At 74.7% G+C, this 24,819-nt stretch carries 19 protein-coding genes, 2 tRNA genes and 1 other RNA gene; 13 read left to right on the forward strand and 9 right to left on the reverse strand.

Going from position 1 to position 24,819, the window contains the following annotated elements; all coding sequences use genetic code 11:
* Positions 1-54: 54 nt before the first annotated feature.
* Positions 55-474, forward strand: a complete 420-nt coding sequence (locus tag ACFYYT_RS27560) for a TOBE domain-containing protein (RefSeq protein ID WP_351825952.1) — start codon at positions 55-57, stop codon at positions 472-474.
* A gap of 51 nt (positions 475-525) precedes the next feature.
* Here the strand turns inward: ACFYYT_RS27560 and ACFYYT_RS27565 are convergent, their stop codons facing one another.
* Positions 526-807 carry a hypothetical protein gene (locus ACFYYT_RS27565; protein WP_351825951.1) on the reverse strand — a complete coding sequence of 94 codons (282 nt, stop codon included), beginning with the start codon at positions 805-807 and terminating at the stop codon, positions 526-528.
* A gap of 115 nt (positions 808-922) precedes the next feature.
* Between ACFYYT_RS27565 and ACFYYT_RS27570 the strand changes: the two genes are divergently transcribed.
* A complete protein-coding gene (locus ACFYYT_RS27570) occupies positions 923-2,026 on the forward strand; it encodes a serine hydrolase domain-containing protein (RefSeq protein ID WP_351825950.1) in 1,104 nt (367 codons plus the stop codon).
* A 36-nt stretch (positions 2,027-2,062) separates the two neighbouring features.
* Here ACFYYT_RS27570 and ACFYYT_RS27575 read toward each other — a convergent pair whose 3' ends face one another.
* Positions 2,063-4,846 carry a molybdopterin-dependent oxidoreductase gene (locus ACFYYT_RS27575; RefSeq protein WP_351825949.1) on the reverse strand — a complete coding sequence of 928 codons (2,784 nt, stop codon included), beginning with the start codon at positions 4,844-4,846 and terminating at the stop codon, positions 2,063-2,065.
* The gene (locus ACFYYT_RS27580; protein WP_351825948.1) at positions 4,843-5,670 is read right to left on the reverse strand and encodes an FAD binding domain-containing protein; all 828 of its coding nucleotides are present in this window, start codon (positions 5,668-5,670) and stop codon (positions 4,843-4,845) included. Before ACFYYT_RS27580 ends, ACFYYT_RS27575 begins: the two co-directional genes overlap by 4 nt.
* A gap of 222 nt (positions 5,671-5,892) precedes the next feature.
* Between ACFYYT_RS27580 and ACFYYT_RS27585 the strand changes: the two genes are divergently transcribed.
* On the forward strand, positions 5,893-7,338 hold the full coding sequence (locus ACFYYT_RS27585; RefSeq protein WP_351825947.1) for a helix-turn-helix domain-containing protein: 1,446 nt from the start codon (positions 5,893-5,895) through the stop codon (positions 7,336-7,338).
* 90 nt (positions 7,339-7,428) lie between these two features.
* On the opposite strand, the gene ACFYYT_RS27590 is transcribed toward ACFYYT_RS27585, so the two are convergent.
* Positions 7,429-7,836 carry a helix-turn-helix transcriptional regulator gene (locus ACFYYT_RS27590; protein WP_351825946.1) on the reverse strand — a complete coding sequence of 136 codons (408 nt, stop codon included), beginning with the start codon at positions 7,834-7,836 and terminating at the stop codon, positions 7,429-7,431.
* A gap of 133 nt (positions 7,837-7,969) precedes the next feature.
* On the opposite strand from ACFYYT_RS27590, the gene ACFYYT_RS27595 reads away from it, so the two are divergent.
* The gene (locus tag ACFYYT_RS27595) at positions 7,970-9,499 is read left to right on the forward strand and encodes an MFS transporter (RefSeq protein ID WP_351825945.1); all 1,530 of its coding nucleotides are present in this window, start codon (positions 7,970-7,972) and stop codon (positions 9,497-9,499) included.
* Between the two features lie 276 nt (positions 9,500-9,775).
* Entirely contained in the window at positions 9,776-10,963 is a 1,188-nt protein-coding gene (locus ACFYYT_RS27600) for a S8 family peptidase (RefSeq protein ID WP_351825944.1), read from the forward strand.
* On the opposite strand, the gene ACFYYT_RS27605 is transcribed toward ACFYYT_RS27600, so the two are convergent.
* Both ACFYYT_RS27605 and ACFYYT_RS27610 read right to left on the reverse strand, forming a co-directional pair.
* Positions 10,947-11,321 (reverse strand): protease inhibitor I9 family protein, encoded by a 375-nt coding sequence (locus tag ACFYYT_RS27605; protein ID WP_351825943.1) that lies wholly within the window; start codon positions 11,319-11,321, stop codon positions 10,947-10,949. The two genes, ACFYYT_RS27600 and ACFYYT_RS27605, sit on opposite strands and share 17 nt — an antisense overlap.
* Positions 11,322-11,437: 116 nt before the next feature.
* Positions 11,438-11,998 carry a hypothetical protein gene (locus ACFYYT_RS27610; RefSeq protein ID WP_351825942.1) on the reverse strand — a complete coding sequence of 187 codons (561 nt, stop codon included), beginning with the start codon at positions 11,996-11,998 and terminating at the stop codon, positions 11,438-11,440.
* A gap of 94 nt (positions 11,999-12,092) precedes the next feature.
* Here ACFYYT_RS27610 and ACFYYT_RS27615 point away from each other — a divergent pair, with 94 nt between their 5' ends.
* Positions 12,093-12,605 carry a PadR family transcriptional regulator gene (locus ACFYYT_RS27615; RefSeq protein WP_351825941.1) on the forward strand — a complete coding sequence of 171 codons (513 nt, stop codon included), beginning with the start codon at positions 12,093-12,095 and terminating at the stop codon, positions 12,603-12,605.
* 67 nt (positions 12,606-12,672) lie between these two features.
* Here ACFYYT_RS27615 and ACFYYT_RS27620 read toward each other — a convergent pair whose 3' ends face one another.
* Entirely contained in the window at positions 12,673-13,224 is a 552-nt protein-coding gene (locus tag ACFYYT_RS27620) for an NADPH-dependent FMN reductase (RefSeq protein WP_351825940.1), read from the reverse strand.
* A gap of 174 nt (positions 13,225-13,398) precedes the next feature.
* On the opposite strand from ACFYYT_RS27620, the gene ACFYYT_RS27625 reads away from it, so the two are divergent.
* A complete protein-coding gene (locus ACFYYT_RS27625; protein WP_351825939.1) occupies positions 13,399-15,987 on the forward strand; it encodes an AAA family ATPase in 2,589 nt (862 codons plus the stop codon).
* A 106-nt stretch (positions 15,988-16,093) separates the two neighbouring features.
* Here the strand turns inward: ACFYYT_RS27625 and ACFYYT_RS27630 are convergent.
* Positions 16,094-16,181, reverse strand: a tRNA-Ser gene (locus ACFYYT_RS27630).
* A gap of 130 nt (positions 16,182-16,311) precedes the next feature.
* Between ACFYYT_RS27630 and ffs the strand changes: the two genes are divergently transcribed.
* The 6 genes from ffs (at position 16,312) to ACFYYT_RS27660 (ending at position 24,667) form a co-directional block, all read left to right on the forward strand.
* Positions 16,312-16,410, forward strand: an RNA gene (ffs, locus tag ACFYYT_RS27635) — signal recognition particle sRNA small type.
* Between the two features lie 65 nt (positions 16,411-16,475).
* The gene (locus ACFYYT_RS27640) at positions 16,476-18,704 is read left to right on the forward strand and encodes a DNA polymerase III subunit gamma and tau (RefSeq protein ID WP_388609590.1); all 2,229 of its coding nucleotides are present in this window, start codon (positions 16,476-16,478) and stop codon (positions 18,702-18,704) included.
* A gap of 60 nt (positions 18,705-18,764) precedes the next feature.
* Complete coding sequence (gene purD, locus ACFYYT_RS27645; protein WP_351823893.1) at positions 18,765-20,018, forward strand: phosphoribosylamine--glycine ligase; 1,254 nt, start codon at positions 18,765-18,767, stop codon at positions 20,016-20,018.
* A 298-nt stretch (positions 20,019-20,316) separates the two neighbouring features.
* Entirely contained in the window at positions 20,317-22,017 is a 1,701-nt protein-coding gene (locus tag ACFYYT_RS27650; protein ID WP_351823896.1) for a hypothetical protein, read from the forward strand.
* A gap of 158 nt (positions 22,018-22,175) precedes the next feature.
* Positions 22,176-23,657 (forward strand): N,N-dimethylformamidase beta subunit family domain-containing protein, encoded by a 1,482-nt coding sequence (locus ACFYYT_RS27655; RefSeq protein WP_351823899.1) that lies wholly within the window; start codon positions 22,176-22,178, stop codon positions 23,655-23,657.
* 107 nt (positions 23,658-23,764) lie between these two features.
* Positions 23,765-24,667 carry a phosphoribosylaminoimidazolesuccinocarboxamide synthase gene (locus ACFYYT_RS27660; RefSeq protein WP_351823902.1) on the forward strand — a complete coding sequence of 301 codons (903 nt, stop codon included), beginning with the start codon at positions 23,765-23,767 and terminating at the stop codon, positions 24,665-24,667.
* A gap of 63 nt (positions 24,668-24,730) precedes the next feature.
* Here the strand turns inward: ACFYYT_RS27660 and ACFYYT_RS27665 are convergent.
* Positions 24,731-24,803 (reverse strand) — tRNA-Gly (locus ACFYYT_RS27665).
* Positions 24,804-24,819: the final 16 nt, after the last annotated feature.

Consider the following 24,819-nt stretch of genomic DNA (forward strand, 5'->3'; position numbering starts at 1 on the left):
CGTCCGGTTCCTGCCGGGCCGCGCGACGTGTCTACGTAAGAGGTCGAAGCACCCATGAGCCTGAGCATCCGCAACCAGATCGCCGGAACCGTCACCGCCGTCACCGTCGGCGAGGCGATGGCGACGGTCAAGGTCCGCCTGGAGGGCGGTCAGGACCTCACCGCCGCCATCACCGCCGAAGCCGTCAAGGAGCTCGGCCTGGCCGTCGGGTCCTCCGTGAAGGCGCTGGTCAAGGCCACCGAGGTGGCCCTGGCGACCGGGTCCGTCGAGGGGCTCTCCATCCGCAACCAGATCGCCGGGACGGTCGTCGAGGTCGCCACCGGGCCGGCCATGGCCTCCGTGAAGGTCGACGTGAACGGCGGCGGCCTGACCGCCGCGATCACCGCCGACGCCGTTCAGGCCCTCGGCCTGGCCGCCGGTTCCTCCGTCGTCGCGCTGATCAAGGCGACCGAGGTCTCGCTCCAGGCCGCCTGATCAGGGCCCGTCCTCGGGCAGGGCCCGTTCACGGTCAGGGCACGTGCACGATCAGGGCACGTACACGCTCCGCCCGAGGCCGATGGCGGTCCGGCCGGGGCCGACCAGCTGCGTCACGCGTCCGTCGCAGAGCGGGCCCGACCACACCGAGGCCACCTCGTCGGTGAGGTTCGCGATCCTCGGCGGGGCGAAGTCGCCCAGGGCGTAGCAGCCCGAGGGGTTGTGGTGCGCGGCGCCGTCGATGATCAGGACGCCGTTCGCCGCCTGCGCCGTGCCCGGGGCCGCGAGGGCCAGTACCGCCGCCGCCCCGCACGCGCCGAGGGTCTTCGTCATGGTTCGCATCGTTCGCATGGTTCGTCCGTCTTTCTGGCGATCTGCTGTGTGTAGCCGACGGTAGAGTGATCATGACTTTCTGTGATACCGGCGTGCGGTGGTGAAGGCGGGGCGCGTGGATCTCCAGTGCATGCTCGACGGGCTCGTCGCGTCCGGCGCCGAGTCCGGGCTCCAGGTGGCCGTCTACCGGCGCGGCCGCCCGGTGGCCGAGGCGTACGCGGGCGTCCCCGGGTCCGGGACGCTGATCCACTCCTTCTCCGTCGGCAAGGGCGCCACGGCGACCCTGGTGCACGTGCTCGCGGAGCGCGGGCTGCTCGACTGTGAGGCCCCCGTCGCCCGCTACTGGCCGGAGTTCGGGGCGCACGGCAAGGCGGGCGTCACCGTCCGGCACGCCCTCACCCACACCGCCGGGATCCCGCACCTGCCGCGCGGCCTGACCCGCGCCGAGCTGTGCGACTGGGACACGATGTGCGGGGTCGTCGCCTCGGCGCGCCCGCTGTGGGAGCCGGGGACCGCCAGCGGCTACCACGGCTGGACGTACGGCTGGGTGCTCGGGGAGACGGTGCGCCGGGTCACCGGGCTCACCCCCGGACAGGCGCTGCGCACGTACGTCTCCGAGCCCCTCGGGATCGCCGACGAGCTGTACTTCGGGCTGCCGGAGTCCGAACTGCCCCGGGTCGCGCCGCTGGTGGAGGGCGGCTGGGAGGCGTACCTGGCCGGGCTCCCGTACGGGGCCCCCTTCACCCGGCTCGTCGCCCCCAACCGGGGCTTGTGGACCACCGCTTCCCTCGCCAACCGGCCCGGCTACCTGCGGGCCGACCTGCCCGCCTGCGCGACGCTGACCGCCCGCGCCGCCGCCCGGATGTACGCGGCGCTGCTGGGCGAGGTGGACGGCGTACGGCTGCTCTCCGCGGCGGGCGTCGAGGCGGCCGCCGCGGTGGCGGTGGAGGGCCGGGACCGGATGCTGCTGCGGCGGCACGCCAAGGGGCTCGGCTACTTCCTCGGCATGCCGCCGATGGGCGGGGAGCCGTCCGCCTTCGGGCACCACGGCAGCGGCGGTTCCCTCGCCTTCGCCGACCGCGCGCGGGGGCTGTCCTTCGCCCTCACCCGCACGCGCCTGGCCGGTCCGGACAACGCCACCGCTCAGCGGCTGGCCGACGCCGTCCGGGCGGGCGCCGGATCCTCCGCCGCCGCGCGCGGTGGCTTGACCGAGAAGTAGCGGCGGGCCGGCGCGGCGCGGGCCGCAGCCGTGCCGTCATGTGTGGGTTTCACCTTGCGTCTTCCGGGCGATTTTCTGCCAGACCACATCGCGCGTCAGCGGCATTTCGGTGAAGCGGATGCCCGTCGCGTCCCGCAGGGCGTTCGCGAAGGCCGGGCCCACCGGGTTGAAGGGGCTCTCGGACATGGACTTGGCGCCGAGCGGCCCGATCGCGTCCGAGGTCTCCATGAAGTGCACCTCCGTGCGCGGCACGTCCGCGTACTGCGGCAGGCGGTAGCGGCGGAAGGCGGCCGTGGTGACCTCCCCGCGCTCGTCCACCCGTACCGTCTCGAAGAGGGTCGCCCCGAGGGCCTGGGCGACGCCGCCCTCGACCTGGCCCCGGCACTGCATCGGGTTCATGACCTTGCCGGCGTCCGCCGCGTGGACGCTGCGCAGGATCTTCATCTCGCCGGTGTCCGGGTCCACCGCCAGCCGGAACCACTGGGCGTTGAAGGCCACCGAGCGGGGGGAGCCGCTCCAGTGGCCGTCCGCCGCCAGTTCCTCCAGCCCGCCCGTCTCGTACGCGGCCTCGTACAGCTCCTTGAGGGTGACGGTCCGGCCCGCGCAGTCGAAGGCCTCTGCGTCCAGGCGGCACAGGTGCCGGGCCACGCCCGTGTACCGGGCCGCGAAGGTCCGCAGGCGCTCCGCGAGCGAGTTCGCCGCCAGCAGCACGGCCTTGCCCGCCACCACCGTGCCGGCCGAGCCGAACGCGCCGGTGTCGTGGCGGACGACGTCCGTGTCGGACTGGCGGACGGTGATCCGGTCCACCGTCGTGTTCAGCGCGCCCGCGGTGATCTGCTGGTGGACGGTGGTGGTGCCGTTGCCGAACTCGGCCGTGCCGACCGCGATGTCGTACGTGCCGTCGCGCAGCAGGCCGACGCGGGCGTCGGCGAAGTGGCCGCCCGGCGGGCCGGTCGCGATCATCGCGACCGCCGAGCCCGTCCCGGTGAGCCAGCCCTCCGGCACGTCCTCGTGGCTGCGGTCCTCGGCTATGGCCCGGCGCACCACGTCCATGCACTGCTTCATCCCGTACGAGGCGATGAACAGGTCCTCCTCGTGGCCGATCGGGGTCACCAGGGGGTCGCCCGCGCCGATGACGTTCTTCTCGCGCAGGACGAGCGGGTCCATGCCGAGCCGGATGGCGAGCTCGTCCATCACCGATTCGAGGGCGAAGAGGACCTGGCCCAGTCCGTAGCCGCGGAAGGCGCCCGCCGGCACGCCGTTGGTGTAGACGGAGTACGCCTCCACCTCCTTGTTCGGCGCCTTATAGACGGCGAAGGACTCGCCCACGCTGTGGAACATGACGGCCGGGCCGTGGTTGCCGTAGGCGCCGGTGTTGGAGACCACGCGGATGCGCAGGGCCGTGAGGGTCCCGTCGGCCTTGGCGCCGATCTTGACGGTGATCTTGAAGGGGTGGCGGGTGGTGGCACCGTAGAACTGCTCGGCCCGGGTGAATTCGAGCTTCACCGGCCGGCGCAGCTTCAGGGCGGCGAGGACCACGATGTCCTCGGTGAGCATCTCCTGCTTGCCGCCGAACCCGCCGCCCACCCGGCCCGCGACGACGCGGACCTCGTCCTCGTTCAGGTCGTAGAGCGCGCACAGCGCCCGCCGGGTCAGGGACGGCGCCTGGGTGGAGGAGCGGACGGTGATGCGCTCGCCGTCGCCGTCCTCCTTGGGCTCGAAGTAGGCGACGCTGCCGTGGGTCTCCAGGCTGGCGTGCTGCACGCGCTGCGTCCGGAAGGTCTCCTCGTGGACGACGTCCGCCTGTGCGTAGCCCTTCTCCATGTCGCCGATCGTCCGGTGGACCTCGCCGCACACGTTGTTCCCGGCGCGGGCGATCCCCGACTCGCGGCCCTTGGGGTGGAGGACGGGGGCGCCCGGGAGCATCGCCTCCTCCGGGTCGATCACGTACGGGAGTTCCTCGTACGTGACGACCACGCGGCGGCAGCCCTCCTCGGCCGCCTGCTCGCTGTCGGCGACGACGGCCGCCACGCGCTGGCCGACGAAGCGGACCACGTCGTCCAGGACACGGGTGTCCATCGGGTCCTCGGTGGGGTGCTCGTGCCGGGCGGAGGAGTACAGCCGGTCGGGGGCGTCGTGGTGGGTGAGGACCGCGTGCACGCCGGGGACCCGCAGGGCGTCGCGGATGTCGATGCCGACGATCCGGGCGTGGGGGTGCGGGGAGCGCAGCAGCTTCATGTGGAGCAGCCCCGGCACCTCGACGTCGAAGGTGTAGCGGGCGGTGCCGGTGACGACGAGGGGCCCGGCCGGGGCGCCGAGGGACTTGCCGACGGCCTGCCCGGCCTCGGGGCGTTCGGTGTGCCTGACCCCGCGGACGGCGTCCTCGATGGCGCGGTAGCCCGTACAGCGGCAGATGTTGCCCTTGAAGGCGCGCGGGAGGTCCTGGAGCTTGCCGTCGTCGTGGGCGGTGCCCGCCTCGGCCTGGAGGGCCGCGGTGGTCATCAGGAAGCCGGCGGTGCAGAAGCCGCACTGGAAGCCCTGGGCGTCCAGGAACTGCTGCTGCGCCGGGTGGAGTTCGCCGCCGGGCCGGGCGAGGCCCTCGACGGTGGTGACGGCGCGGCCCCCGGCGCGGACGGCCGGGTAGAGGCAGCTGTGCACCGGCTGCCCGTCGACGTGGACGGTGCAGGCCCCGCAGTCGCCCTGGTCGCAGCCCTTCTTCACGCCGAACCAGCCGCGCTCGCGCAGATAGGTGCGCAGGCACTGGCCGGCGCGCGGCTCCTCCTCGAACCGCCGCTGGTTGATCTCGATCTCGTAGCTCATCGCGGTGCCTCCGAGGGGCAGAGTTCGCGGCGGATCTCCTCGGCCAGGCGCAGGGCCATGTGCCGCCGCCAGTCGGGCAGTCCGTGGATGTCGTCGAACCACTCGCCGGGCCGGACGGCGGAGTCGATCGCCCCGCGCAGTTCGTGCGCGGTGGGCGGCAGCGTGAACCAGAAGCGGAACGGGCGGGTCGTCGCGGCGGAGACGGTGACGGCGAGGGAGCCGTCCTGGGGGTCACGGGTGCCGATGACCAGGGCGCCGGAGCGGCCGAGGCCGTAGAGGGAGGCCTGCCGGAAGGCCGTGCGGCAGGTCAGGGCGCGGGCCGGGAGGCGTACGGAGCGCAGCAGTTCGCCCTCGCGTAGGTCCTTGACCCCGGCGCCGCGGATGAAGTCGGTGACGGCCACGCGGCGGATGGCGCCGTCCTGGCCCTGGAGCAGGACGGTGGCGTCGAGGCCCGCGCCCAGCGAGATGACCGGGCCGGCCGGGAGGCCGTTGCAGAGGTTCCCCCCGACGGTGGCCATGTTCCAGATCTTGAAGCTGGCGAGGAAGGCCCGGCAGCACTGCTCGATCAGCGGTGCGGCGGTCGCGGGCAGGGACCGGCCGAAGCGGGACAGTTCGGTGATGGTGCAGGTGGCGGCGATGTCGAGGGAGCCGTCGGGCTGCCAGGACAGCGGCGGCCAGCCCATCCGGGAGAGGTCGACGAGACGGCGGACGTGCGGCTGGGGCTCGGAGAAGAGGTACGTGCCGCCGCCGAGCCAGGCGTCGCCGGGGCGCCAGGGCTCGCGGCGGCGCGCGTCGCGCACGTCGAGCACCGTATTGAGGTCCATTTCGCGCCACCAGCCTCTCTGTGATCCGGCGTTCGCCTCAGTGAAGCAACGGGGCGGGGGACGAAACGACTGGTTCCGGCCACGGAAACCCGGCGGGTTCGGGCAGTTCGCCCTGGATAATCAACCAAGAGCCGTATGCAGGACATCACCTTGCATTTACGATGACCTTTCTCGTATTCACCTGGCGAATGTGGGTCACCACCACCGCAAGGAGTCCCTGCCATGCACGTCCTCGATCTGCTCCAGTCCGACAATCTCGGCCTCACGCTGCTCTGGGGTGAGGAAGCTCTTCTCGGCCAGGAGGTCAGCGGGGTCACCGCCACCGACCTGGAGGACCCGGGCCGTTTCCTGGGCCCCGGGGAGCTGGTGCTGAGCGGGCTCGTGTGGTGGTCGGAGGGCGACCTGAAGAAGGTGGACCGTTTCGTCTCCGCCCTCGCCGGCGCCGGCGCCACCGCCCTCCTCGCCGGAGAGGAGACGCACGGGCGCGTCCCCGACGAGCTCGTCAGCGCCTGCCGGGCCCACCGGCTGCCGCTCGTGGCCGTCCCGGCGCAGACCAGCTTCCGGGCCGTCACCGAGGCCGTCTACCTGCGCCAGTGGGGCGACCTCAGCCGCCGTCCGACCCGGACGTTCGCCCTCCCCGAGAACGTCCGCGGCGAACTCAGCCGCCTGCTTGAGGCCGGGGCCGGACCCGCCGAACTCCTCGACCGGGCCTGCGCCCACCTGGGCAAGGTGCCCTGCTACGTGCTGACCGCGAGCGGGCGCACCATCGCCCGCACCCCCTCCGCGCCGGCCATCCCCGCCCAGCGGGCGGCCGCCGCGCGGGACGGGCTCTCGCTGCGCATCGAGTCGGAGAGCTCCCCGTACGACGCCTGGCAGCTCCACCTGCCCGACGAGGGCGCCGCGCCCCCGCGGGTGCTCCACGAGATCGCCGAGGTCCTCGCCCAGTACCGCGACGGGCACGCCCGCCGGGCCGCCGCCGCGCGCGCCGCCGGGCAGGAGCTGATCGCCCTCCTGCACGGGGACGCCGACCCGGCGGCCCTGGAGGAGGCGCTGGGCGCGGCCGGACTGCCGGCCGGCGGCCCCTACCGGGTGCTCGCCGCCACCTCCGGGGAGGCCCTGGCCGAGGCGCTGGGCCACCTGGAGGGGATCCCGTGGGCCGCCGGGGAGTCCGCCGCCGTCCTGTACGAGGACCCGCGCGCGGGGCTCGACGTGGCCGCCGAGCTGCGCGCGGTGTGGCCGCTGCTCCAGGCGTGCGGGGGCCCGGAGGCGGACCTCCGCCTCGGCGCGGGCGCGCGGGCGGCGGGGCCGGAGGGGCTGCGGGCCTCCCTGAACCAGGCCCTGTTCACGCTGACGGCGGCGGGCGGGGAGACCCCCGTACGGGCCGTCGAGCAGCTGGACACCCTCGCGGAACTGCTGTCCGGGGTGCCGCCGGAGGTGCGCGGCGTCTTCGGCGCGCGGACGCTGGGCGCGCTGGGCGACGGGATGCTGCGGGAGACCCTGGAGGTCTTCCTCGCCAACAACTGCTCGTGGGCCCGCACGGCGGAGGCCCTCCACCTGCACGTGAACACGGTGCACTACCGCATCGAGCGGGTGGAGTCCCTGACGGGCCGTGACCTGTCCCGGCTGGACCACAAGCTGGACCTGTACGCGGCCCTGCACTGCGGCTGAGCCCCCCGGCCGCGCGGCTGAGCCCCCCGGCCGCCGTCCCGGCCCGAGCGCCGTCGCCCGTGCCCCCCGAGGGTGCGGGCGGCGGCGCTTTCAGCCGTCCGGGGGGAGGTCCACGCAGACCTCGGTGGACTTCACCCGGGCGGTGACGCTGACCCCGACGGCGATGCCCAGCTGTTCGACCGATTCGCGAGTCACGACGGAGACGATGCGGTGCGGGCCCGACTGGATCTCCACCTGGGCCGCGACGTCGTCGACCCGTACCGCGGTGACGATGCCCGCGAAGGAATTGCGGACGGAGGTGGCGGCGGCTCCCTCGGGCACCGGGTGCAGGCCCTCGGCCCGTTCCTTGGCGAAGGCGGCCAGCGCCGCGCCGTCCACCACACGGGCCCCTTCCGGCGTGCGGACCGCGCTCAGCCGTCCCGCTTCGGCCCAGCGGCGCACGGTTTCCGGGCTCACGCACAGCAGGCTCGCCGCCTGCCCGATCGAGTACGACGGCACGCGCGCAGCTTAGCCACGACACGTGCCGCGGGGCTCCGCAGCAGGGGTTGCGAACGATGTACGCAGAGGCGTACGTTGTTCACATCGCGAGCGAACGGTGTACGCAACAGTCGGAAGAGGGGAAGGGATCGCCATGGACGCGCTGGACGGGATCACCGGGAGCGGGGCGGCGCGCGACCCGCGCCGCTGGCTCATCCTGATCGTGCTCTGCCTGAGCACGCTCGTACTGGTCGTCGACAACATGGTGCTGACGGTCTCGATCCCGCCGATCGCCGAGGACCTCGGCGCCGGCGCCGAGGACATCCAGTGGATCATCGAGTCCTACATCCTCGTCTTCGCCGGACTCCTCCTCACCGCGGGCAGCCTCTCCGACCGCTTCGGCCGCCGCCGGGTGATGATCATCGGCCTCGCGCTCTTCGGGATCGCCTCCCTGCTCGCCGCCTACGCCGACTCCCCGGGCCAGCTCATCACCGGACGCGTGGTCATGGGCATCGGCGGAGCCCTCGTGATGCCGAGCACCCTCTCGATCCTGATCACCGTCTTCGACGAGGAGGAGCGCCGCAAGGCCATCTCCGCCTGGGGCGCGGTCGCCATCGTCGGCATGGTCGGCGGCCCGGCGCTGGGCGGCGTGCTCATCGCCCACTTCTGGTGGGGCGCCGTGTTCCTGATGAACGTCCCGATCGCCCTGCTCGCCATCGCCGCCGCGCTGGTCCTGATGCCCGAGTCCAAGGGCCCCTGGCGCAAGCCCGACTTCCTCGGCATGGCCTTGTCCGTCACCGGCATGACCGCCCTGATCTGGGCCATCATCGCCTTCCCGAAGGACGGCCCGACGGTCTACGCCGCCGTCGCGGTCCTCGCCCTGGCCGGCTTCGTCCTGCACGAGCTGCGCACCGGGTCCCCGATGGTGCCGCTCGGCCTCTTCCGCAACCGGATGTTCAGCGGCTCCAGCTTCTCCCTGGTCCTGCTGACCTTCGCCAACGGCGGCCTGATGCTGATCCTGACCCAGTACCTCCAGTTCGTCGCCGGGTACACCCCGACCCAGACCGGCCTCGCCTTCACCCCGCTCGCCGTCGCCACGCTGGTCTTCAACGGCCTCGGCGCCACCCTGGGCAAGAAGGTCGGCAACCGGATCATGACGGCCGCCGGTCTCGCCGTCATCGCCGCGGGCTTCGCTCTGCTGGCCACGCTGGAGGCCGGCGACAGCTTCTGGCCGCTGTGCGCCGCCATGACCGTGATGGGCCTCGGCGGCGGCCTGGCGATGCCCGCCGCCACCGCCGCCCTGATGGGAGCCGTCCCCCAGGAGCACGCCGGCGTCGGCTCCGCGCTCAACGACACCGTCCAGCAGACCGGCGCCGCCCTCGGCGTGGCCGTCCTCGGGGCCCTGCTCAGCGGGGTCTACGGCGGCGAGATGCCCGCCGGGGCCCCGGACGCCGCCCGGCACTCGGTGGCCGCCGCGCTGACCGACCCGGCGCTGGCCGACGCGGCCCGGTCCGCCTTCACCTCGGCCATGTCGGCCACCTTCGCCGCGGCGGCCCTGGGCGTGCTGGCCGCCGCCTGCCTGGCCCTGGTCCTGATGCGGGACGCCAAGGGGGCGGCGGGCCCGGGCCCGGACCCGGACCCGGCGCCGGTGCGGCCGGAGGCGGCCGGAGCGGGCACGAGCTGAGCCCGGGGAGGTGAACGGGGAGCGGCGGGGGTTTCCCCCGCCCCTCCCCGTCCCGTCGTTCGGGGCAGGGCGCGGGAGGGCGCGGGAGGGCTCGGGAGGGTGCGGGAGGGTGCGGGGGTGAGTCCCCGGGGCCACCCGGGTGACGCCCACCTGGGGGAGCGCACCCCGCTTTCCCGATGAACGGGACGGACACGTATCCGATGCGCTTCGCCCGGCCGCCCCGAACTGCTTCGGTACGGGCGTCGCCTCCCCCGCCCCGATCGGAGTCCGCCCGCCATGCGCATGTCCGCGCGCGTCACCCTCGCCGCCCTGCTCGCGCTGGCCCCGGCCCTCGCCGCCCCGGCCGCGCACGCCGCCCCGGAACCGGCCCCGGCGCCCGCCCCGCTGCGTACCTCGGCCGCCGCGGTCCCCGGCACGTACATCGTGACGCTGGCCGAGGGCGTCGACGCGGCGCGGACCGCCCGGGAGCTGGGCGTGCGGCCGACCTTCGTCTACGGCAGCGCCCTCAACGGCTTCGCCGCCCCGCTCACCCCGGCCCAGCTGGACACCGTTCGCGTGCGCCCGGGCGTGACGTCGGTCGAGGAGGACGCCGAGCTCACGTCCCCGCCGCGGCCCGGCGCCGCGCCGGACACCCGGACGCCGGCCCGCTCCTGGGGCCTGGACCGGATCGACCAGCGGAACCTGCCGCTCGACGGCGAGTTCACCACCCGGGGCAGGGGCGCGGGGGTGAGCGTGTACGTCCTCGACACCGGGATCGACTACCGGCACGCGGAGTTCGGCGGCCGTGCCGTCCCCGGCTTCGACGCCGTGGACGACGGAGCCACGGGCGAGGACTGCAACGGACACGGCACGCACGTCGCGGGCACGGCCGCGGGCGCGACGTACGGGGTCGCCCCCGAGGCCCGCCCGGTCAGCGTCCGCGTCCTCGACTGCTCCGGCCGCGGCACCTACTCGGGGATGATCGCGGGCCTCGACTGGGTCGCGAACAACGCGGTGCGGCCCGCGGTCCTCAACGGCTCGCTGGGCGGGGACGCGTCGCAGGCCGTGAACGACGCCGCGAGCGCCCTCGCCGACGCGGGCGTGCTGCCGGTCTTCGCGGCGGGCAACGACGCGAAGGACGCCTGCCTGGTCTCGCCCGCCTCCGCCCGGGGCGCGGTGGCGGTCGCGGCGAGCGGCCCGGGGGACGAGGAGTCCCCCTTCTCGAACCACGGCGCCTGCGTCACCCTCTACGCGCCCGGCGAGGACATCGTCTCCGCGAAGCTCGGCGGCAGCAGCGTCGCCCACGACGGCACGTCCATGGCCTCCCCGCACGTCGCGGGCGTCGCCGCCCTCTACCTGGCGGCGCACCCGACGGCGGAGCCGGCCGAGGTCCGGGCGTTCCTCGAAGCCGGGTCCACCCGGGGCGTCCTCTCCCGGACCGGTCCCTCCAGCCCCGACCGGCTCCTCTTCACCAACGGGCTGTAGCCCCGGGCTCCACCGGCCCCACCGGCCCCGTCGGCTCCACCGGCACCCCGGCGGCCCGGCCGTCCCGCTCGACGCCGATGACGTCGGGGTGCGCCCGCAGCGCCGTGAGCTGGGCGGCGTCCAGGTCGGCGGCGAACCCCCCGAACACGCTGCGGTAGACGTGCCGGGGCTCCGTGACCCCGGTCTCGCGCATCACCCGTTCGGGATCGGCGCCCGGGGCGAGGGTGACGACGTACGGCTCGGCGGCCCGGCCCTCGTCGGCGCTCACCGCCGGCCCGGCGTGCGCGACGGGGGCCGCCGCCACGGGGGCGGCGAGCAGCAGGGCGGCGGTCAGGACGGTACGCAGCAACGGACGCACGGGGACTCCCTCTCGGCGGTGACAGCGGCTACCCGCTCCTTCGGCTCACCGGGACCGCTCCTTGAGCCGCCGCTCCGGCCGGGGGCTCACCGGTCGGGGGCTCACCGCCCGGGGGCTCACCGCCCGGCGGCGGCGGCCTTGGCCCGGGCGGCGGCGACGTAGCGGACGGTGAAGAGCATCGGCAGGACGAAACCGGCGGCCTGCACGAGGGTCGCGGCCGTCGAGTGGCCCTGCCCGGCGTGGGCGAGGGCCGCGAGGGCGCCCGCCGTGACGGCGAAGGCGGCGGTCCACACGGCGGTGATGACGGCGTTGATCCGGACGAAGGGCTTCGCGCCCCAGAGCTCGCGCGGGGTGGTGCGCTTGGCGATGCCCAGCGTGAACGGCCTGCCGATGAGCAGCGAGACCCCGGCGATCAGGGCCAGCGTGGCCGAGGAGAGGGCGGCCGAGTAGGCGTGCGCCGCGGAGTCCGGATCGGCGAAGGCGACCGCCGCCAGGGCCGCGAAGAAGACCGCCGAGCCGATCTCGATGATCAGGGCGTCGAAGCCGGCCCCGGCCCGCCGCTGCTGCACGGTCACCGCGACCGCCGCGACGAGCCCGGCCAGCGCGCCCCACTGCCACTGGGCGGAGGGGAGCACGGCGAAGACGATCCACGGAAGGAAGGTGCGCACGTACGACATCGGATGAACCCCCGGCTCGATGTTCCTGTTCTGACATGTCGAAATTAGAACCTCTATCTATGACATGTCAAGAGTGGAAGGTAAGGTGAGGGTCATGAGCCTTCGACACGCCCTCCTCGGACTCCTGTCAGAGCGCCCCGCCAGCGGCTACGACCTGCTGAAGCGCTTCGAGACCTCCCTGGCCAACGTGTGGCCCGCCACGCAGAGCCAGATGTACGGGGAGCTGTCCAAACTGGCCGCCGCCGGTCTGATCGACGTCTCGGCGGAGGGCCCGCGCGGCCGCAAGGAGTACACCCTCACCGAGGAGGGGCTGAGCGAACTGCGCCACTGGCTGACCGAGACCAAGCCGGCCCGCAACACCCGCAGCGACCTCCTGCTGCGGGTCTTCTTCCTCAATGTGGTCACCCCCGACCAGGCGCGGGGCTACCTCACGGAGATCGTGGAGCTCTCGGAGCGCGAACACGAAGCCCTGCGCGCCCTGTCCGGCTCCATCGACTGGGGCGACGACCCCCTCTCGGTGAACGGCAAGATCGCCCTCGAATACGGCCTCCGCCTCAACGCGATGCGCCGCGACTGGGCCGCCTGGGCCTCGGAGCAGATCCGCTGAGGCCGGAAAGCGAAGGGCCCCGCTGCCTGGCAGCGGGGCCCTTCGTGCGTGACGCGGCGCGGGTGCCTCAGGCCCTCGCGCTGGTGGCCAGCTGGCCGAGGACGTCGAGGAGCCCGGTGACGACCTCGGTGTCGTCGGCGGGGTGGGTGTCGGCGAACCGGGTCACGGATCCGGGCACGGAGAGCCGGGCCTGGTCGAGGACGGCGGCGCCGGCGATGCCCGCGGACTTGCGGGCCTCGTCCTGGGCCCAGACCCCTCCGTAGCTGCCGAAGGCGGTGCCGACGACGGCGACCGGCTTGCCGGTGATCGCGCCGGTCCCGTACGGGCGGGACAGCCAGTCGATCGCGTTCTTCAGCACGGCGGGGATGGTGCCGTTGTACTCGGGCGAGACGAGCAGGAGCGCGTCCGCCCGGGACACCGCCTCCCGCAGGGCCGCCGCCGGTGCCGGGACGGCCCCCTCGACGTCGATGTCCTCGCTGTAGAAGGGGATGTCGGCGAGGCCGCCATGGATCTCGACCTCGATGTGCTCGGGCGCGTGCTTGACGGCCGCCTCGGCCAGCTGGCGGTTGTGCGAGCCGGCCCGGAGGCTGCCGACGAGGGCGAGGACGCGCACGGTCATGGTCGGACTCCTTGCTCAGGGCCCCCGAGGGGGCGGCCGCGGCGGGTGCCGCGGGTCTGGGGCCGACCGTAGGCCCGGGCCCCCACCGGGCGGATCAGTAAGGTTTCTGGCAGTGGCTACGTAAATCCGCCGGGAGGGCGCGGGCGGCGAGCGGGGCCCGGGGGGAGGCGGCACATGCTCTACGGACGGCAGTCCGAGGAAGCGGCGCTGGACGCGCTGCTCGACGCGGCGCGGCAGGGGCGGGGCGGCGCGCTCGTCCTGCGCGGGGAAGCGGGCATCGGCAAGTCCGCCCTGCTCGACCGGATTTCGCCCGACTCGGCGCCGACGGTGCGGCGGGTGACCGGCTGCGAGGCGGAACGCGACCTCGTCGGCGCCGGCCTGCTCCAGCTGCTGTGGCCGTTACAGGAGCAGGTCGCGCAACTGCCCGGCCCGCAGGCACGGGCGCTGCACACCGTGCTCGGCGGGTCCGCCGGGCCGGCCGACCGGTACACGACCGGACTCGCGCTGCTCACCCTGCTCGCCCGGCTCGCCGAATCCGGCCCGGTGGTCTGCGTGGTCGACGACGCCCAGTGGCTGGACCGCAGCAGCGCGGACGCCCTGCTGTTCGCGGCCCGCCGGATCGCCGCCGAGCCGGTGGCGCTCGTCTTCGCCGCACGCGACGAGGGCTTCGACGCCCGCGGGCTCCCCGAGCTCTTCCTGCCCCGCCTGGACCGCCGTTCCGCCGCCCGGGTGCTGGAGCGGTACCGGCTGTCCGCCGCGCGCCGCGAACAGGTCCTGGAGGACGCGGACGGAAACCCGCTGGCACTCCTGGAGTTCGGCCGGGCCGAGCCCGCCTGCGGCCCCGGTGGCGGCCGGCGCGTCACCGACCGCGTCCTCGCCTCGTTCCGCGACAGGATCACCGAACTGCCCGACCACGTACGGCTGCTGTTGCTCACCGCCGCCGCGGACGGCAGCCGCGACCTGGCCCGCGTACTGGCCGCCGTCGACGCGCTGGGCGGCAGCGGTGCGCGGGCGCTGGAAGCGGCGGAGCGGTCGGGGCTGTTGCGCGTCGACGGGGCCCGGGCGGCCTTCCGGCACCCGCTGGTCCGCGCCGCCGCCTACCAGAGCGCCCCCTCCGTCCAGCGGACCCGGGTGCACCGGGAGCTGGCCGCTCTCGCCGCCGACTGCGATGCCCGCGCCCGCCACCTGGCGCTGGCAGCCCTCGGACCCGACGCCTCCGTGGCCGCGGAAGTCGCCCGGGCCGCGGACCGCGCCCTGGACCGGGCCGCCCCCGCCCTCGCCTGCGACCTCTACCAGCGCGCCGCGGACCTCTCCACCTCCCTGCCGGACCGCGGCCGCCTGCTGCGCCGGGCGGCCGCCGCGGCCGTGGCCGCCGGGGACCTGGGCCCGGCCGCCACCCTGGCCGAACGGGCCGGCCCGCTCGCCACCACCGGGGCGGACCGGGCGGCCCTTGCCGAGGTCCGTGCCGCCGTGGAGTTCGAGCGCGGCGACCAGGCCGCCGCGGCGCGCCTCCTGGTCGCCGGCGCCCCGGAAGCCGGTCCCGGCCCGTCGGCGTCGATGCTGCGCACCGCGGCGACGTACGCCTGGTTCTCCGGGGACGCCGGCTCCGTGCGCGCCTGTGCGGAGCTCCTGCCCGGCGACGACACCGTGCGGGGCATGGCCAGGCTGGTGGACGGCGACCACCCGGCCGGTCTCGCCGCGCTCGCCGCGGCCGCCGCCGAGGGCGGACCCGGCATGCGCCCGGTCTACGCGGCGGCCCTGCTCGGCGACGACGGCCGGACGGAGGAGCTGGTCACCGCCGAAGTGGCCCGCAGGCGCCGGGCCGGGCTCGCGGGGGGACTTCCGGAGGCGCTGCAGATGCTGGCCCGGCTCCAGGTGATCCAGGGCCGGCACCGCGACGCGGAGGCGTCGGTGGCCGAGGCCCGGGCGGTGGCCGAGGACTGCGGCATGCCCCAGCGCATCGGCCGCCTGGAGGTGGTCCTCGCGCGGATCGCCGCCATAGAGGGGGACCCGGAGCGCTGCCGGCCGGTCGCCGGGGGGACCGTCGACGGCGGGGTCGCGGTCGCCTGCCTGCTCGGCCTGCTCGACCTGGGCCTGGGCCGCTACGAGGAGGCCCTGGTCCGCCTGGAGTCGGCGTGGACCCGCCCGGGCCACTACATGACGGCGCTGGTGGCGGCGACGGGCGACCTGGTCGAGGCCGCAGTGCGCCTCGGCGCCCCCGAGCGGGCGCGGCTCCCGTGGCAGCGCCTCGCGTCATGGGCCGAGGCCGGGGGACAGCCCTGGGCGCGGGCCGTCGCGCTGCGCTGCGAGGCGCAGTTGACCGGGCGCGAGGAGGCCTTCACCGCGGCCGAGGCCCTGCACGAGGGGGCAGGGCGCCCCTTCGAGGCCGCCCGCACCCTGCTGGTCCACGGCGAATGGCTGCGGCGCGCCCGGCGCCAGACGGAGGCCCGGGCCCGTCTGCACGGCGCGCTGGAGGTCTTCGAGCGCCTGCACGCCGCTCCCTGGGCCGGCCGCGCCCGCGCCGAACTCCGTGCCGCCGGGGAGCCGGCCGCCGCGGCCGTCCCCACGGCCGGGGCGCTGGCCGACCGCCTCACCCCGCAGGAGCTGCAGGTGGTCCGGCTCGCGGCCGCGGGCCGCAGCAGCCGCGAGGTCGCCGGGCTGCTCTTCCTGAGCCCGCGCACGGTCGAGCACCACCTCTACAAGGCCTACCCCAAGCTCGGCATCCGCTCGCGCACCGAACTCGCCCGCCTCGACCTGGACTGACCGGCCGCAGGAAGCGCAGACGCAGCAGGCGGAAACACAGCAGGCGAAAACGCAGAAGGCCCCGGCCGGTTTCCCGGTCGGGGCCTTCAAGTGCCCGGTGAGGCACTGGCGGAGGATACGAGATTCGAACTCGTGAGGGGTTGCCCCCAACACGCTTTCCAAGCGTGCGCCCTAGGCCACTAGGCGAATCCTCCGCCGCAAACAATACAAGACGTTGGGGGGTGCTCGCGAACACGATCCGATCTTGGGGGCCGGCGAGGGAACCGGCGGGATACCGGGAGGGGTGCGGGTCGATTTCGGGTCCCGGGATCGGCTAGGGTGGGGCCCAGCCCCTCACGTGGCGCTATCTCACCCAACTCCCCCAGGGCCGGAAGGCAGCAAGGGTAAGTGGGCTCTGGCGGGTGCGTGGGGGGCGCTTTGCGTTCCGGGACGGGTCCGGGGGCGTCGGCGGGCCGCCGTTGTCGGCGGGCCCGGATAACCTCGTAGACGTGTCGTCCCTTGCGCTGTACCGCCGCTATCGTCCCGAGTCGTTCGCCGAGGTCATCGGGCAGGAGCATGTCACTGCACCGCTGATGCAGGCCCTGCGGAACAACCGGGTCAATCACGCGTACCTGTTCAGCGGGCCGCGCGGCTGTGGGAAGACGACCAGCGCGCGGATCCTGGCCCGCTGCCTGAACTGTGAGCAGGGTCCTACCCCGGAGCCCTGTGGCGAGTGCCAGTCCTGCCGTGACCTGGCCCGCAACGGGCCGGGTTCCATCGATGTCATCGAGATCGACGCCGCGTCCCACGGTGGTGTGGACGACGCCCGTGACCTGCGGGAAAAGGCCTTCTTCGGGCCCGCGTCGAGCCGGTACAAGATCTACATCATCGATGAGGCCCACATGGTCACCTCGGCGGGCTTCAACGCCCTGCTGAAGGTGGTCGAGGAGCCGCCGGAGCACCTCAAGTTCATCTTCGCGACGACCGAGCCCGAGAAGGTCATCGGGACGATCAGGTCCAGGACGCACCACTACCCCTTCCGGCTCGTACCGCCCGGCACCCTGCGGGAGTATCTGGGCGAGGTCTGCGGGCGCGAGGGCGCCAAGGTCGAGGACGGCGTGCTGCCGCTCGTCGTGCGCGCCGGGGCCGGGTCCGTCCGTGACTCCATGTCCGTCATGGACCAGCTGCTGGCCGGCGCCGCCGATGACGGTGTGACGTACGCCATGGCGACCTCCCTGCTCGGCTACACCGAGGGCTCGCTGCTCGACTCCGTCATCGACGCCTTCGCCTCCGGGGACGGCGCCGCCGCCTTCGAGGTCGTCGACCGCGTGGTGGAGGGCGGGAACGACCCGCGCCGGTTCGTCGCCGACCTGCTGGAGCGGCTGCGCGACCTGGTGATCCTCGCCGCCGTGCCCGACGCCGGGGAGAAGGGGCTCATCGACGCCCCCGCCGATGTCGTGGAGCGGATGCAGGCCCAGGCCTCCGTGTTCGGCGCCGCCGAGCTGTCGCGCGCCGCCGACCTGGTCAACGCCGGACTCACCGAGATGCGGGGCGCGACGTCGCCGCGGCTCCAGCTGGAGCTGATCTGCGCCCGGGTGCTGCTCCCGGCCGCCTTCGACGACGAGCGCTCCTTCCAGGCCCGTCTCGACCGGCTGGAGCGCAGCGGGCCGCCCGCCGGCGCGTTCGCCGCGCAGGCCGCGCAGGCCCCGCCCGCCATGGGCTACGTTCCCGCGCCCGAGGCGCACGCCATGGCCCCGGCCGGGCCGGGCGGTGGGGTCGCCGCCGCGCGGGCCGCCGTACGGGGTCCCGGGCCCGAGGAGGCCCCGGTTCCGGCGGCCGCCGCCCCGGCCCCTGCCCCGGTCCACGCTCCGGCCCCGGCTGAGGCCCCCGCCCCGGCCGCCCCGGCCGCCCCCGCCCCCGGCGCGTGGCCCGGAGCCGCGCAGCCCGGCAGCGGTGCCCCCGGCGCCTGGCCGGGCGCCGCGGCGCCCCAGGGCCCGGCCGCCGCCCCCGCCCCGGCGGCCCCCGCGCAGCCGGCCGCCGGTGCCTGGCCCAGCGCCGCCGCGCCCGGCAGCGGAGCCCACGCCCCGTCCCCGGCCTCCGCTCCCGCCCCGGCCGCCGCCCAGCCGGCCGCCGCCGCCCCCGCCACGTCCTCCCCGGGCATGGCCGCCGGCGCCGGACAGGTCCAGGCGATGTGGCCCGGCATCCTGGAGGCCGTCAAGAACCGCCGCCGCTTCACCTGGATCCTGCTCAGCCAGAACGCCCAGGTCACCGGCTTCGACGGCAGCACCCTCCAGCTCGGCTTCCCCAACCCCGGAGCCCGCGACAACTTCGCGAGCAGCGGCAGCGAGGAGGTCCTCAAGGCGGTGCTGGCCGAGCAGTTCCAGGTCAACTGGAAGATCGACGCCGTGGTGGGGGGCGGCGGCGGCCCGGCCCCCGTCCAGCAGTCCTCGTACGGCGCCCCGGCCGCGCCCGCCTACAGCCCGCCGCAGCCCGCCCCGCAGCAGCAGCCTCAGCAGCACCAGGGCTCCGCCCCGCAGCAGCAGTACCAGTCGCCCCAGCAGTCGGCCTCGCCGCCGTCCCAGCAGCCGCCCGTCCGGCAGGCGCCCCCGCCGGTCGCCCCCGAGGACGACGTACCGGAGGCGGACGACCCCGACCTCGTCGACACCGCGCTGACCGGACACGACCTCATCGTGCGCGAGCTCGGAGCCACCGTTGTGGAGGAATACACGAACGAGTAGCCACCCGTCATTGGGTGGCCGCACGAAACGCGCCACGCCGTCCGGGCTACCCTGGGCGGCGTGAAGGTCCTCGTCATCGGCGGCGGCGCCCGCGAACATGCCCTGTGCCGCTCTCTGTCCCTCGACCCCGACGTCTCCGCGCTGTACTGCGCCCCCGGCAACGCCGGCATCGCCGAGGTGGCGGAGCTGCGCCCGGTCGACGCCCTCAACGGCACCGCCGTGGCCCGGCTGGCCGCCGAGCTCGGCGCCGGGCTGGTCGTCGTCGGCCCCGAGGCGCCCCTGGTCGCCGGGGTCGCCGACAGCGTCCGCGCGGCCGGCATCCCCTGCTTCGGCCCCACGGCCGCGGCCGCCCAGCTGGAGGGCTCCAAGGCCTTCGCGAAGGACGTGATGGCCGCGGCCGGCGTCCCCACCGCGCGCAGCTACGTCTGCACCGACGCCGAGGAGGTCGACGAGGCCCTCGACGCCTTCGGCGCCCCCTACGTCGTCAAGGACGACGGCCTCGCGGCCGGCAAGGGCGTCGTGGTCACCGAGGACCGGGCCGTAGCCCGCGCCCACGCGCTGGCCTGCGACCGGGTCGTCATCGAGGAGTACCTCGACGGCCCCGAGGTCTCCCTCTTCGCCATCACCGACGGCGTCACCGTCCTGCCCCTCCAGCCCGCGCAGGACTTCAAGCGCGCGCTGGACGGCGACGAGGGCCCCAACACCGGCGGCATGGGCGCGTACTCCCCGCTCCCCTGGGCCGACCCCAAGCTGGTCGACGAGGTCATGGAGCTGGTGCTCCAGCCGACCGTCGACGAGCTCCGCCGCCGCGGCACCCCCTTCTCCGGCCTGCTCTACGCCGGTCTCGCGATCACCTCCCGCGGCACCCGGGTCATCGAGTTCAACGCCCGCTTCGGGGACCCGGAGACCCAGGTGGTCCTCGCCCGGCTGCGGACCCCGCTGGCGAGCGTCCTGCTGAACGCCGCCCAGGGCACCCTGAACGCCGAGCCGCCGCTGAGCTGGCGCGACGACGCCGCCGTCACGGTGGTCATCGCCTCCCACAACTACCCGGAGACGCCCCGCACCGGGGACCCGATCGAGGGCCTCGACGAGGTGGCCGAGCAGGACGCCCCCGACGCCTACGTGCTCCACGCCGGGACCCGCCGCGAGGGCGACGCGGTCGTCAGCGCGGGCGGTCGCGTGCTGTCGGTGACGGCGACCGGTTCCGACCTGGCACAGGCGCGGGAGAAGGCGTATAAGGCGGTCGCGCGGATCCGGCTCGACGGCGCGCAGCACCGCACGGACATCGCGGCCAAGGCGGCCGAAGGCCGCTGACCGGCGGGGTCGTGGCGGGACGGGCCCGGGGCGCGGGAGACGCGCACCGGGCCCGCGCGCGTGTCCGCGTCCGTTCGCGTGCGACTGCATCCGGCCGCGTTCGAACGCACCCACCTTTACCCAAAGCCATTCCATCGGGTGATCGTCACCCGGACCGCCTGACGTCCGCGCCCGCCCCAACTAGGGTGCGGCGGAAGCATTCCGGCACATGGCCCACCGGCATTGCGATGTCGGTGGCGGGTGTCACAGTGGGGGAGTGAGCTACGCCGCCGCAGGGCAGAGGGGGTGAGGTCCGGCCGTGTCCGCAACAGGTTCGATCGCAGAAGTGGGCGCACCGTCCGCGCGTTCGCGGGCCCTCGCCGTGCTGCGGGTCCGCAGCAGGGCACTGGCCGCCGTGCTGCTGCCCGCCGCCCTCGCGGTGGTGCTCGTGTCCGCCCGGATGACGGGCCGGCTGGCAGGTGACCCCTGGCCGGCGGTGACCCTGGCCGTGTGCGCGGTCGCCGTCCTGGTCCTGCTCGTGGGCGGGATCTTCGGCGCCGTCGTACTGTGGGCCGGTCCCGCCGTGACGCCGACGGTGCCGCTGCCCGAGTCCGCCGCCCCCGACCTCTACCGCCTGGTGCGCGACCTCGCCGACCGGATGGACGTTCCGGCGCCCTCCGCGATAGCCCTCACCCCCGACTGCGACAGCTGGCTGGAGGACCGTACGCATCCGGCCCACCGCCGCACCGCCATATCCGCCGGTCCGGAGTCCGAGCCCGGCGCGGCCCCCGTGCTGGTGATCGGCTCGCCGTTCCTGTGGTGGATGCGCGTCGCGGAGCTACGGGCCGTCCTCGCGCCCGTCGTCGCCGGTACGGGCCCCTCCGCGCATCCGGACATAGCCGACGCGCGCGGTTTCGTGCGCGGGCTCGACGCCGCCGTGGACGTGGGGAGCCGGCCCGGCCTGGGCTGGATCGCACACCCGGCCCGGCTGCTGCTGAGGCTCTGCCAGAACGACGCCGCCGAGATGGAGCGCGGCGTGGCCGCGGCCGCCTCGGACCGCGCCCACGACGTGGACTACGGGCTGCGCATCGTCGCCCAGGAGCAGGTCGGCCTCGCCTACGCGGGCTGGGACCGGCTGCTGACCCGGGTCGCGCTGCCCGCCTGGCGGATGGGCCGCTGGCCCACGCACCTCGACGCCGGGGTGGTCTCCGCCCTGACCGAGCTCTCCCGCCGGGACCGGCTCGCGGAGGAGTTCACCTCCCGGCTCGGCGAGCGCCCCGCCTGCGATCTGCTGGAGCGGCCCGGAGTGATCGACGAGGCCACTTCGCTGCTGGCCGCCCGGCTGTTCCACGGGGGTCCGGCCGAGACCGGGCCCGACTGGTCGCCGGTCGACTGGGCGGCGTATCCGGAGGAGGTCGTGGACCGCCAGTGGCGTACGGAGGCGACCCGCCTGCACGCCGCGCTGGATGCCGTCCGCGTCCCGGCGGGCGGCGCCGGTCGCCCCGGAGCCGCACCGGCCGCCCCCGACCCGGCCGCCCCCGCCCCGCCCGCCCCCGCCGGGGACGGCTTCGGCGGGCCGACGCTGGAGCGGGTGCTCGGGTACCTCACCGATCCCGGCGGCGACTGCTGCGCCGGAGAGGCCCTCGCCGGGCGGCTCAGCGCGGACCTGGCCCGCGAGGACCTGGCGCGCGAGGAGCGCACCGCGGACCCCCGCGCGGGCTCCGGCGGCTCCCGGGGCGCGGACACCCTCCCGCTGTTCCCGCTCCAGCCCCCGCGCGCCGGCCGGGACCTGCTGGCCGACCACGTCACCGCCCTGGTGTGCTGCGCGGCCGTGGACTCCGCGGGCGCGGCTCCCGGCCTGGACTGGCTCGACGGCCCGGTCCTGCTGGTCGGCGGCGAGCGCCGCGCCGACCTGGCGCCCCGGGTGCTCTCGCTCGTCGAGGAGGGGGATCCGGAGCCGCTGCGGGACTGGCTGGCGGAGGTGGGCGTACGCCCCGAGAAGCCCGTCCGCCTCGTCTGAAAGCGGCGGTCCACGTTCCGGTCACGTCAATTCGCGACGAACGGTGACGGACTGCGCGCGTTATGTGATGTGCTGGGACCGGTCGCGGCGGGAGTGTCCGAAACCCGCCGCACCGAGGTGACGGAAACGCGTTCGGGGGAGCGAGGGAGGGGAGCGGTATGGGTGCGGACCAGATCCGGCGGTGGGAGTCAGGTGCGCTCGCGCACGCGGTCAACGACCCCTTCGGCCAGGGCCCCCTGCCCTGGTTCCGCGGCAGCGAGCTGTACTTCGACGACACCGGCCAGGTCGTCCCCTGGTACGTGGACCCGTCCCTGGCCCCCGGCCAGCTCCCGCGCCCCCGCAGCAACGGCGGCGGCCCGCTCACCGCCGACGACGTCCACCGCCAGATCAAGGGTTTCGCCTCGAACGGTCCGGTGGCCCCCGGCGAGGCCATCGACTTCCACATCACCGTCGACCCGCCCCAGCAGTTCTCCGTCGACGTCTACCGGATCGGTCACTACGCGGGCGACGGCGCCTCCAAGATCACCACCAGCCCCCGGCTGTCCGGGATCGTCCAGCCGCCCCCGCTCACCGCCGACCGCACCGTCTCCTGCCACCACTGGTGGCTGTCCTGGCGGCTCCAGGTGCCTTCGTACTGGAGCGTCGGCGCGTACGTCGCCGTCCTGACCACCGCTGACGGCTACCGCTCCCACATCCCCTTCACGGTCCGCGACGACGAGCCCGCCGACCTCCTGCTGATCCTGCCCGACATCACCTGGCAGGCCTACAACCTCTACCCCGAGGACGGCCACACCGGCGCCAGCCTCTACCACGCCTGGGACGAGGAGGGCCGCCTCCTCGGCGAACGGGACGCGGCCACCACGGTCTCCTTCGACCGCCCCTACGCGGGCGCCGGCCTGCCCCTGCACGTCGGCCACGCCTACGACTTCATCCGCTGGGCCGAGCGCTACGGCTACGACCTCGCCTACGCCGACACCCGCGACCTGCACGCCGGCCGCGTCGACCCCACCCGCTACCGGGGCCTCGTCTTCCCCGGCCACGACGAGTACTGGTCGGCCCCCATGCGCCGCACCGTCGAAAGCGCCCGCGACCACGGCACCTCGCTCGTCTTCCTCTCCGCCAACACCATGTACTGGCAGGTCGAGCTGGGCCCCTCCCCCTCCGGGGTCGAGGACCGGCTCCTCACCTGCCGAAAACGCCGGGGCCCCGGCCGCCCCAGCCTGTGGCGCGAAGTCGACCGCCCCGAACAGCAGCTGCTCGGCATCCAGTACGCGGGACGGGTCCCCGAGCCCGCGCCCCTGGTCGTCCGCAACGCCACGCACTGGCTCTGGGAGTCCACCGGCGCCACCGAGAACGACGAGCTCGACGGCCTGGTGGCGGGCGAGGCCGACCGGTACTTCCCGCGCACCCAGCTCCCCGAGCACCAGGACCGGATCCTGCTCGCGCACTCGCCGTACGCGGACGGCGAGGGCGCCAAGCGCCACCAGGAGACCTCCCTCTACCGCTCTCCCAGCGGCGCCCTCGTCTTCGCCTCCGGCACCTTCGCCTGGTCCCCGGCGCTGGACCGCCCCGGGCACGTCGACGAACGGATCCAGCGGGCCACGGCCAACCTCCTCGACCGCATCTGCAAGCGCGACTGACCGCCTAGGCCCGGGACGGTCCGGTGCGGCGGCCACCCCCTGCCCCGCGCACGGACCCGCGTGCGGGAGAATGGCCGTGCGCTCGTACAGAACCACAGGGAGACTCCGTGCCCGGATTCGTCGAAAAGCCCGAGCCGGTGCAGGTGCCCGGCCTCGTCCACCTCCACACCGGCAAGGTCCGCGACCTCTACCGGGACGAGGACGGCCGACTCGTCATGGTCGCCAGTGACCGCATCTCCGCCGCCGACTGGGTGCTGCCCACCGAGATCCCCGACAAGGGCCGCATCCTGACGCAGCTCTCCCTCTGGTGGTTCGACCAGCTCGCCGACCTGGTCCCCCACCACGTCATCAGCACCGAGCTGCCCGCCGGCGCCCCCGCCGACTGGGCCGGCCGCGCCCTGGTCTGCAAGAACCTCGACATGATCCCCGTCGAGTGCGTGGCCCGCGGCTACCTCACCGGCTCCGGCCTCGCCGAGTACCGCAAGACCCGTACGGTCTGCGGACTCGCCCTGCCCGAGGGCCTGGTCGACGGCTCCGAGCTGCCCGCCCCGATCTTCACCCCGGCCGCCAAGGCCGAGGTGGGCGACCACGACGAGAACGTCCCCTACGAGGAGGTCGCGCGCACCACCGGCGCCGAGACGGCGGCGCTGCTGCGCCAGACCACCCTCGCCGTCTACGGCCGCGCCCGCGACATCGCCCGCGAGCGCGGGATCATCCTCGCGGACACCAAGTTCGAGTTCGGTCGCGACGCGGACGGCACCCTGGTCGCCGCCGACGAGGTCCTCACCCCGGACTCGTCCCGCTTCTGGCCCGCCGACCAGTGGGAGCCGGGCCACGCGCAGCCCTCCTTCGACAAGCAGTACGTCCGCGACTGGCTGTCCTCCCCGGCCTCCGGCTGGGACTCCAAGGGCGAACTGCCGCCGCCCGTCCTCCCGCAGGAGGTCGTCGAGCGGACCCGCGCCAAGTACGTCGAGGCCTACGAGCGCCTCACCGGCCAGACCTGGAGCTGACGCGGGGGCCGGAACACGAAGAAGGCCCCGATCGGATTCACCGACCGGGGCCTTCTCCAGCTGAGCGGACAACGCGACTCGAACGCGCGACATCCACCTTGGCAAGGTGGTGCTCTACCAACTGAGCTATGTCCGCCTGTGCGCCGTAGCGC

Source organism: Streptomyces sp. NPDC002032 (genome assembly GCF_042890765.1).
In the GTDB taxonomy this organism is placed as follows: Bacteria; Actinomycetota; Actinomycetes; order Streptomycetales; family Streptomycetaceae; genus Streptomyces.

Excerpts from the sequence above, each read along its gene's own strand:
- ACFYYT_RS27600 (WP_351825944.1), top strand. The coding sequence starts at position 9,776 with ATGCGCATGTCCGCGCGCGTCACCCTCGCCGCCCTGCTCGCGCTGGCC.
- ACFYYT_RS27615 (WP_351825941.1), top strand. The coding sequence starts at position 12,093 with ATGAGCCTTCGACACGCCCTCCTCGGACTCCTGTCAGAGCGCCCCGCC.
- ACFYYT_RS27625 (WP_351825939.1), top strand. The coding sequence starts at position 13,399 with ATGCTCTACGGACGGCAGTCCGAGGAAGCGGCGCTGGACGCGCTGCTC.
- ACFYYT_RS27610 (WP_351825942.1), bottom strand. The coding sequence starts at position 11,998 with ATGTCGTACGTGCGCACCTTCCTTCCGTGGATCGTCTTCGCCGTGCTC.
- ACFYYT_RS27575 (WP_351825949.1), bottom strand. The coding sequence starts at position 4,846 with ATGAGCTACGAGATCGAGATCAACCAGCGGCGGTTCGAGGAGGAGCCG.
- ACFYYT_RS27580 (WP_351825948.1), bottom strand. The coding sequence starts at position 5,670 with ATGGACCTCAATACGGTGCTCGACGTGCGCGACGCGCGCCGCCGCGAG.
- ACFYYT_RS27595 (WP_351825945.1), top strand. The coding sequence starts at position 7,970 with ATGGACGCGCTGGACGGGATCACCGGGAGCGGGGCGGCGCGCGACCCG.
- ACFYYT_RS27565 (WP_351825951.1), bottom strand. The coding sequence starts at position 807 with ATGACGAAGACCCTCGGCGCGTGCGGGGCGGCGGCGGTACTGGCCCTC.
- ACFYYT_RS27655 (WP_351823899.1), top strand. The coding sequence starts at position 22,176 with ATGGGTGCGGACCAGATCCGGCGGTGGGAGTCAGGTGCGCTCGCGCAC.
- ACFYYT_RS27620 (WP_351825940.1), bottom strand. The coding sequence starts at position 13,224 with ATGACCGTGCGCGTCCTCGCCCTCGTCGGCAGCCTCCGGGCCGGCTCG.
- ACFYYT_RS27560 (WP_351825952.1), top strand. The coding sequence starts at position 55 with ATGAGCCTGAGCATCCGCAACCAGATCGCCGGAACCGTCACCGCCGTC.
- ACFYYT_RS27585 (WP_351825947.1), top strand. The coding sequence starts at position 5,893 with ATGCACGTCCTCGATCTGCTCCAGTCCGACAATCTCGGCCTCACGCTG.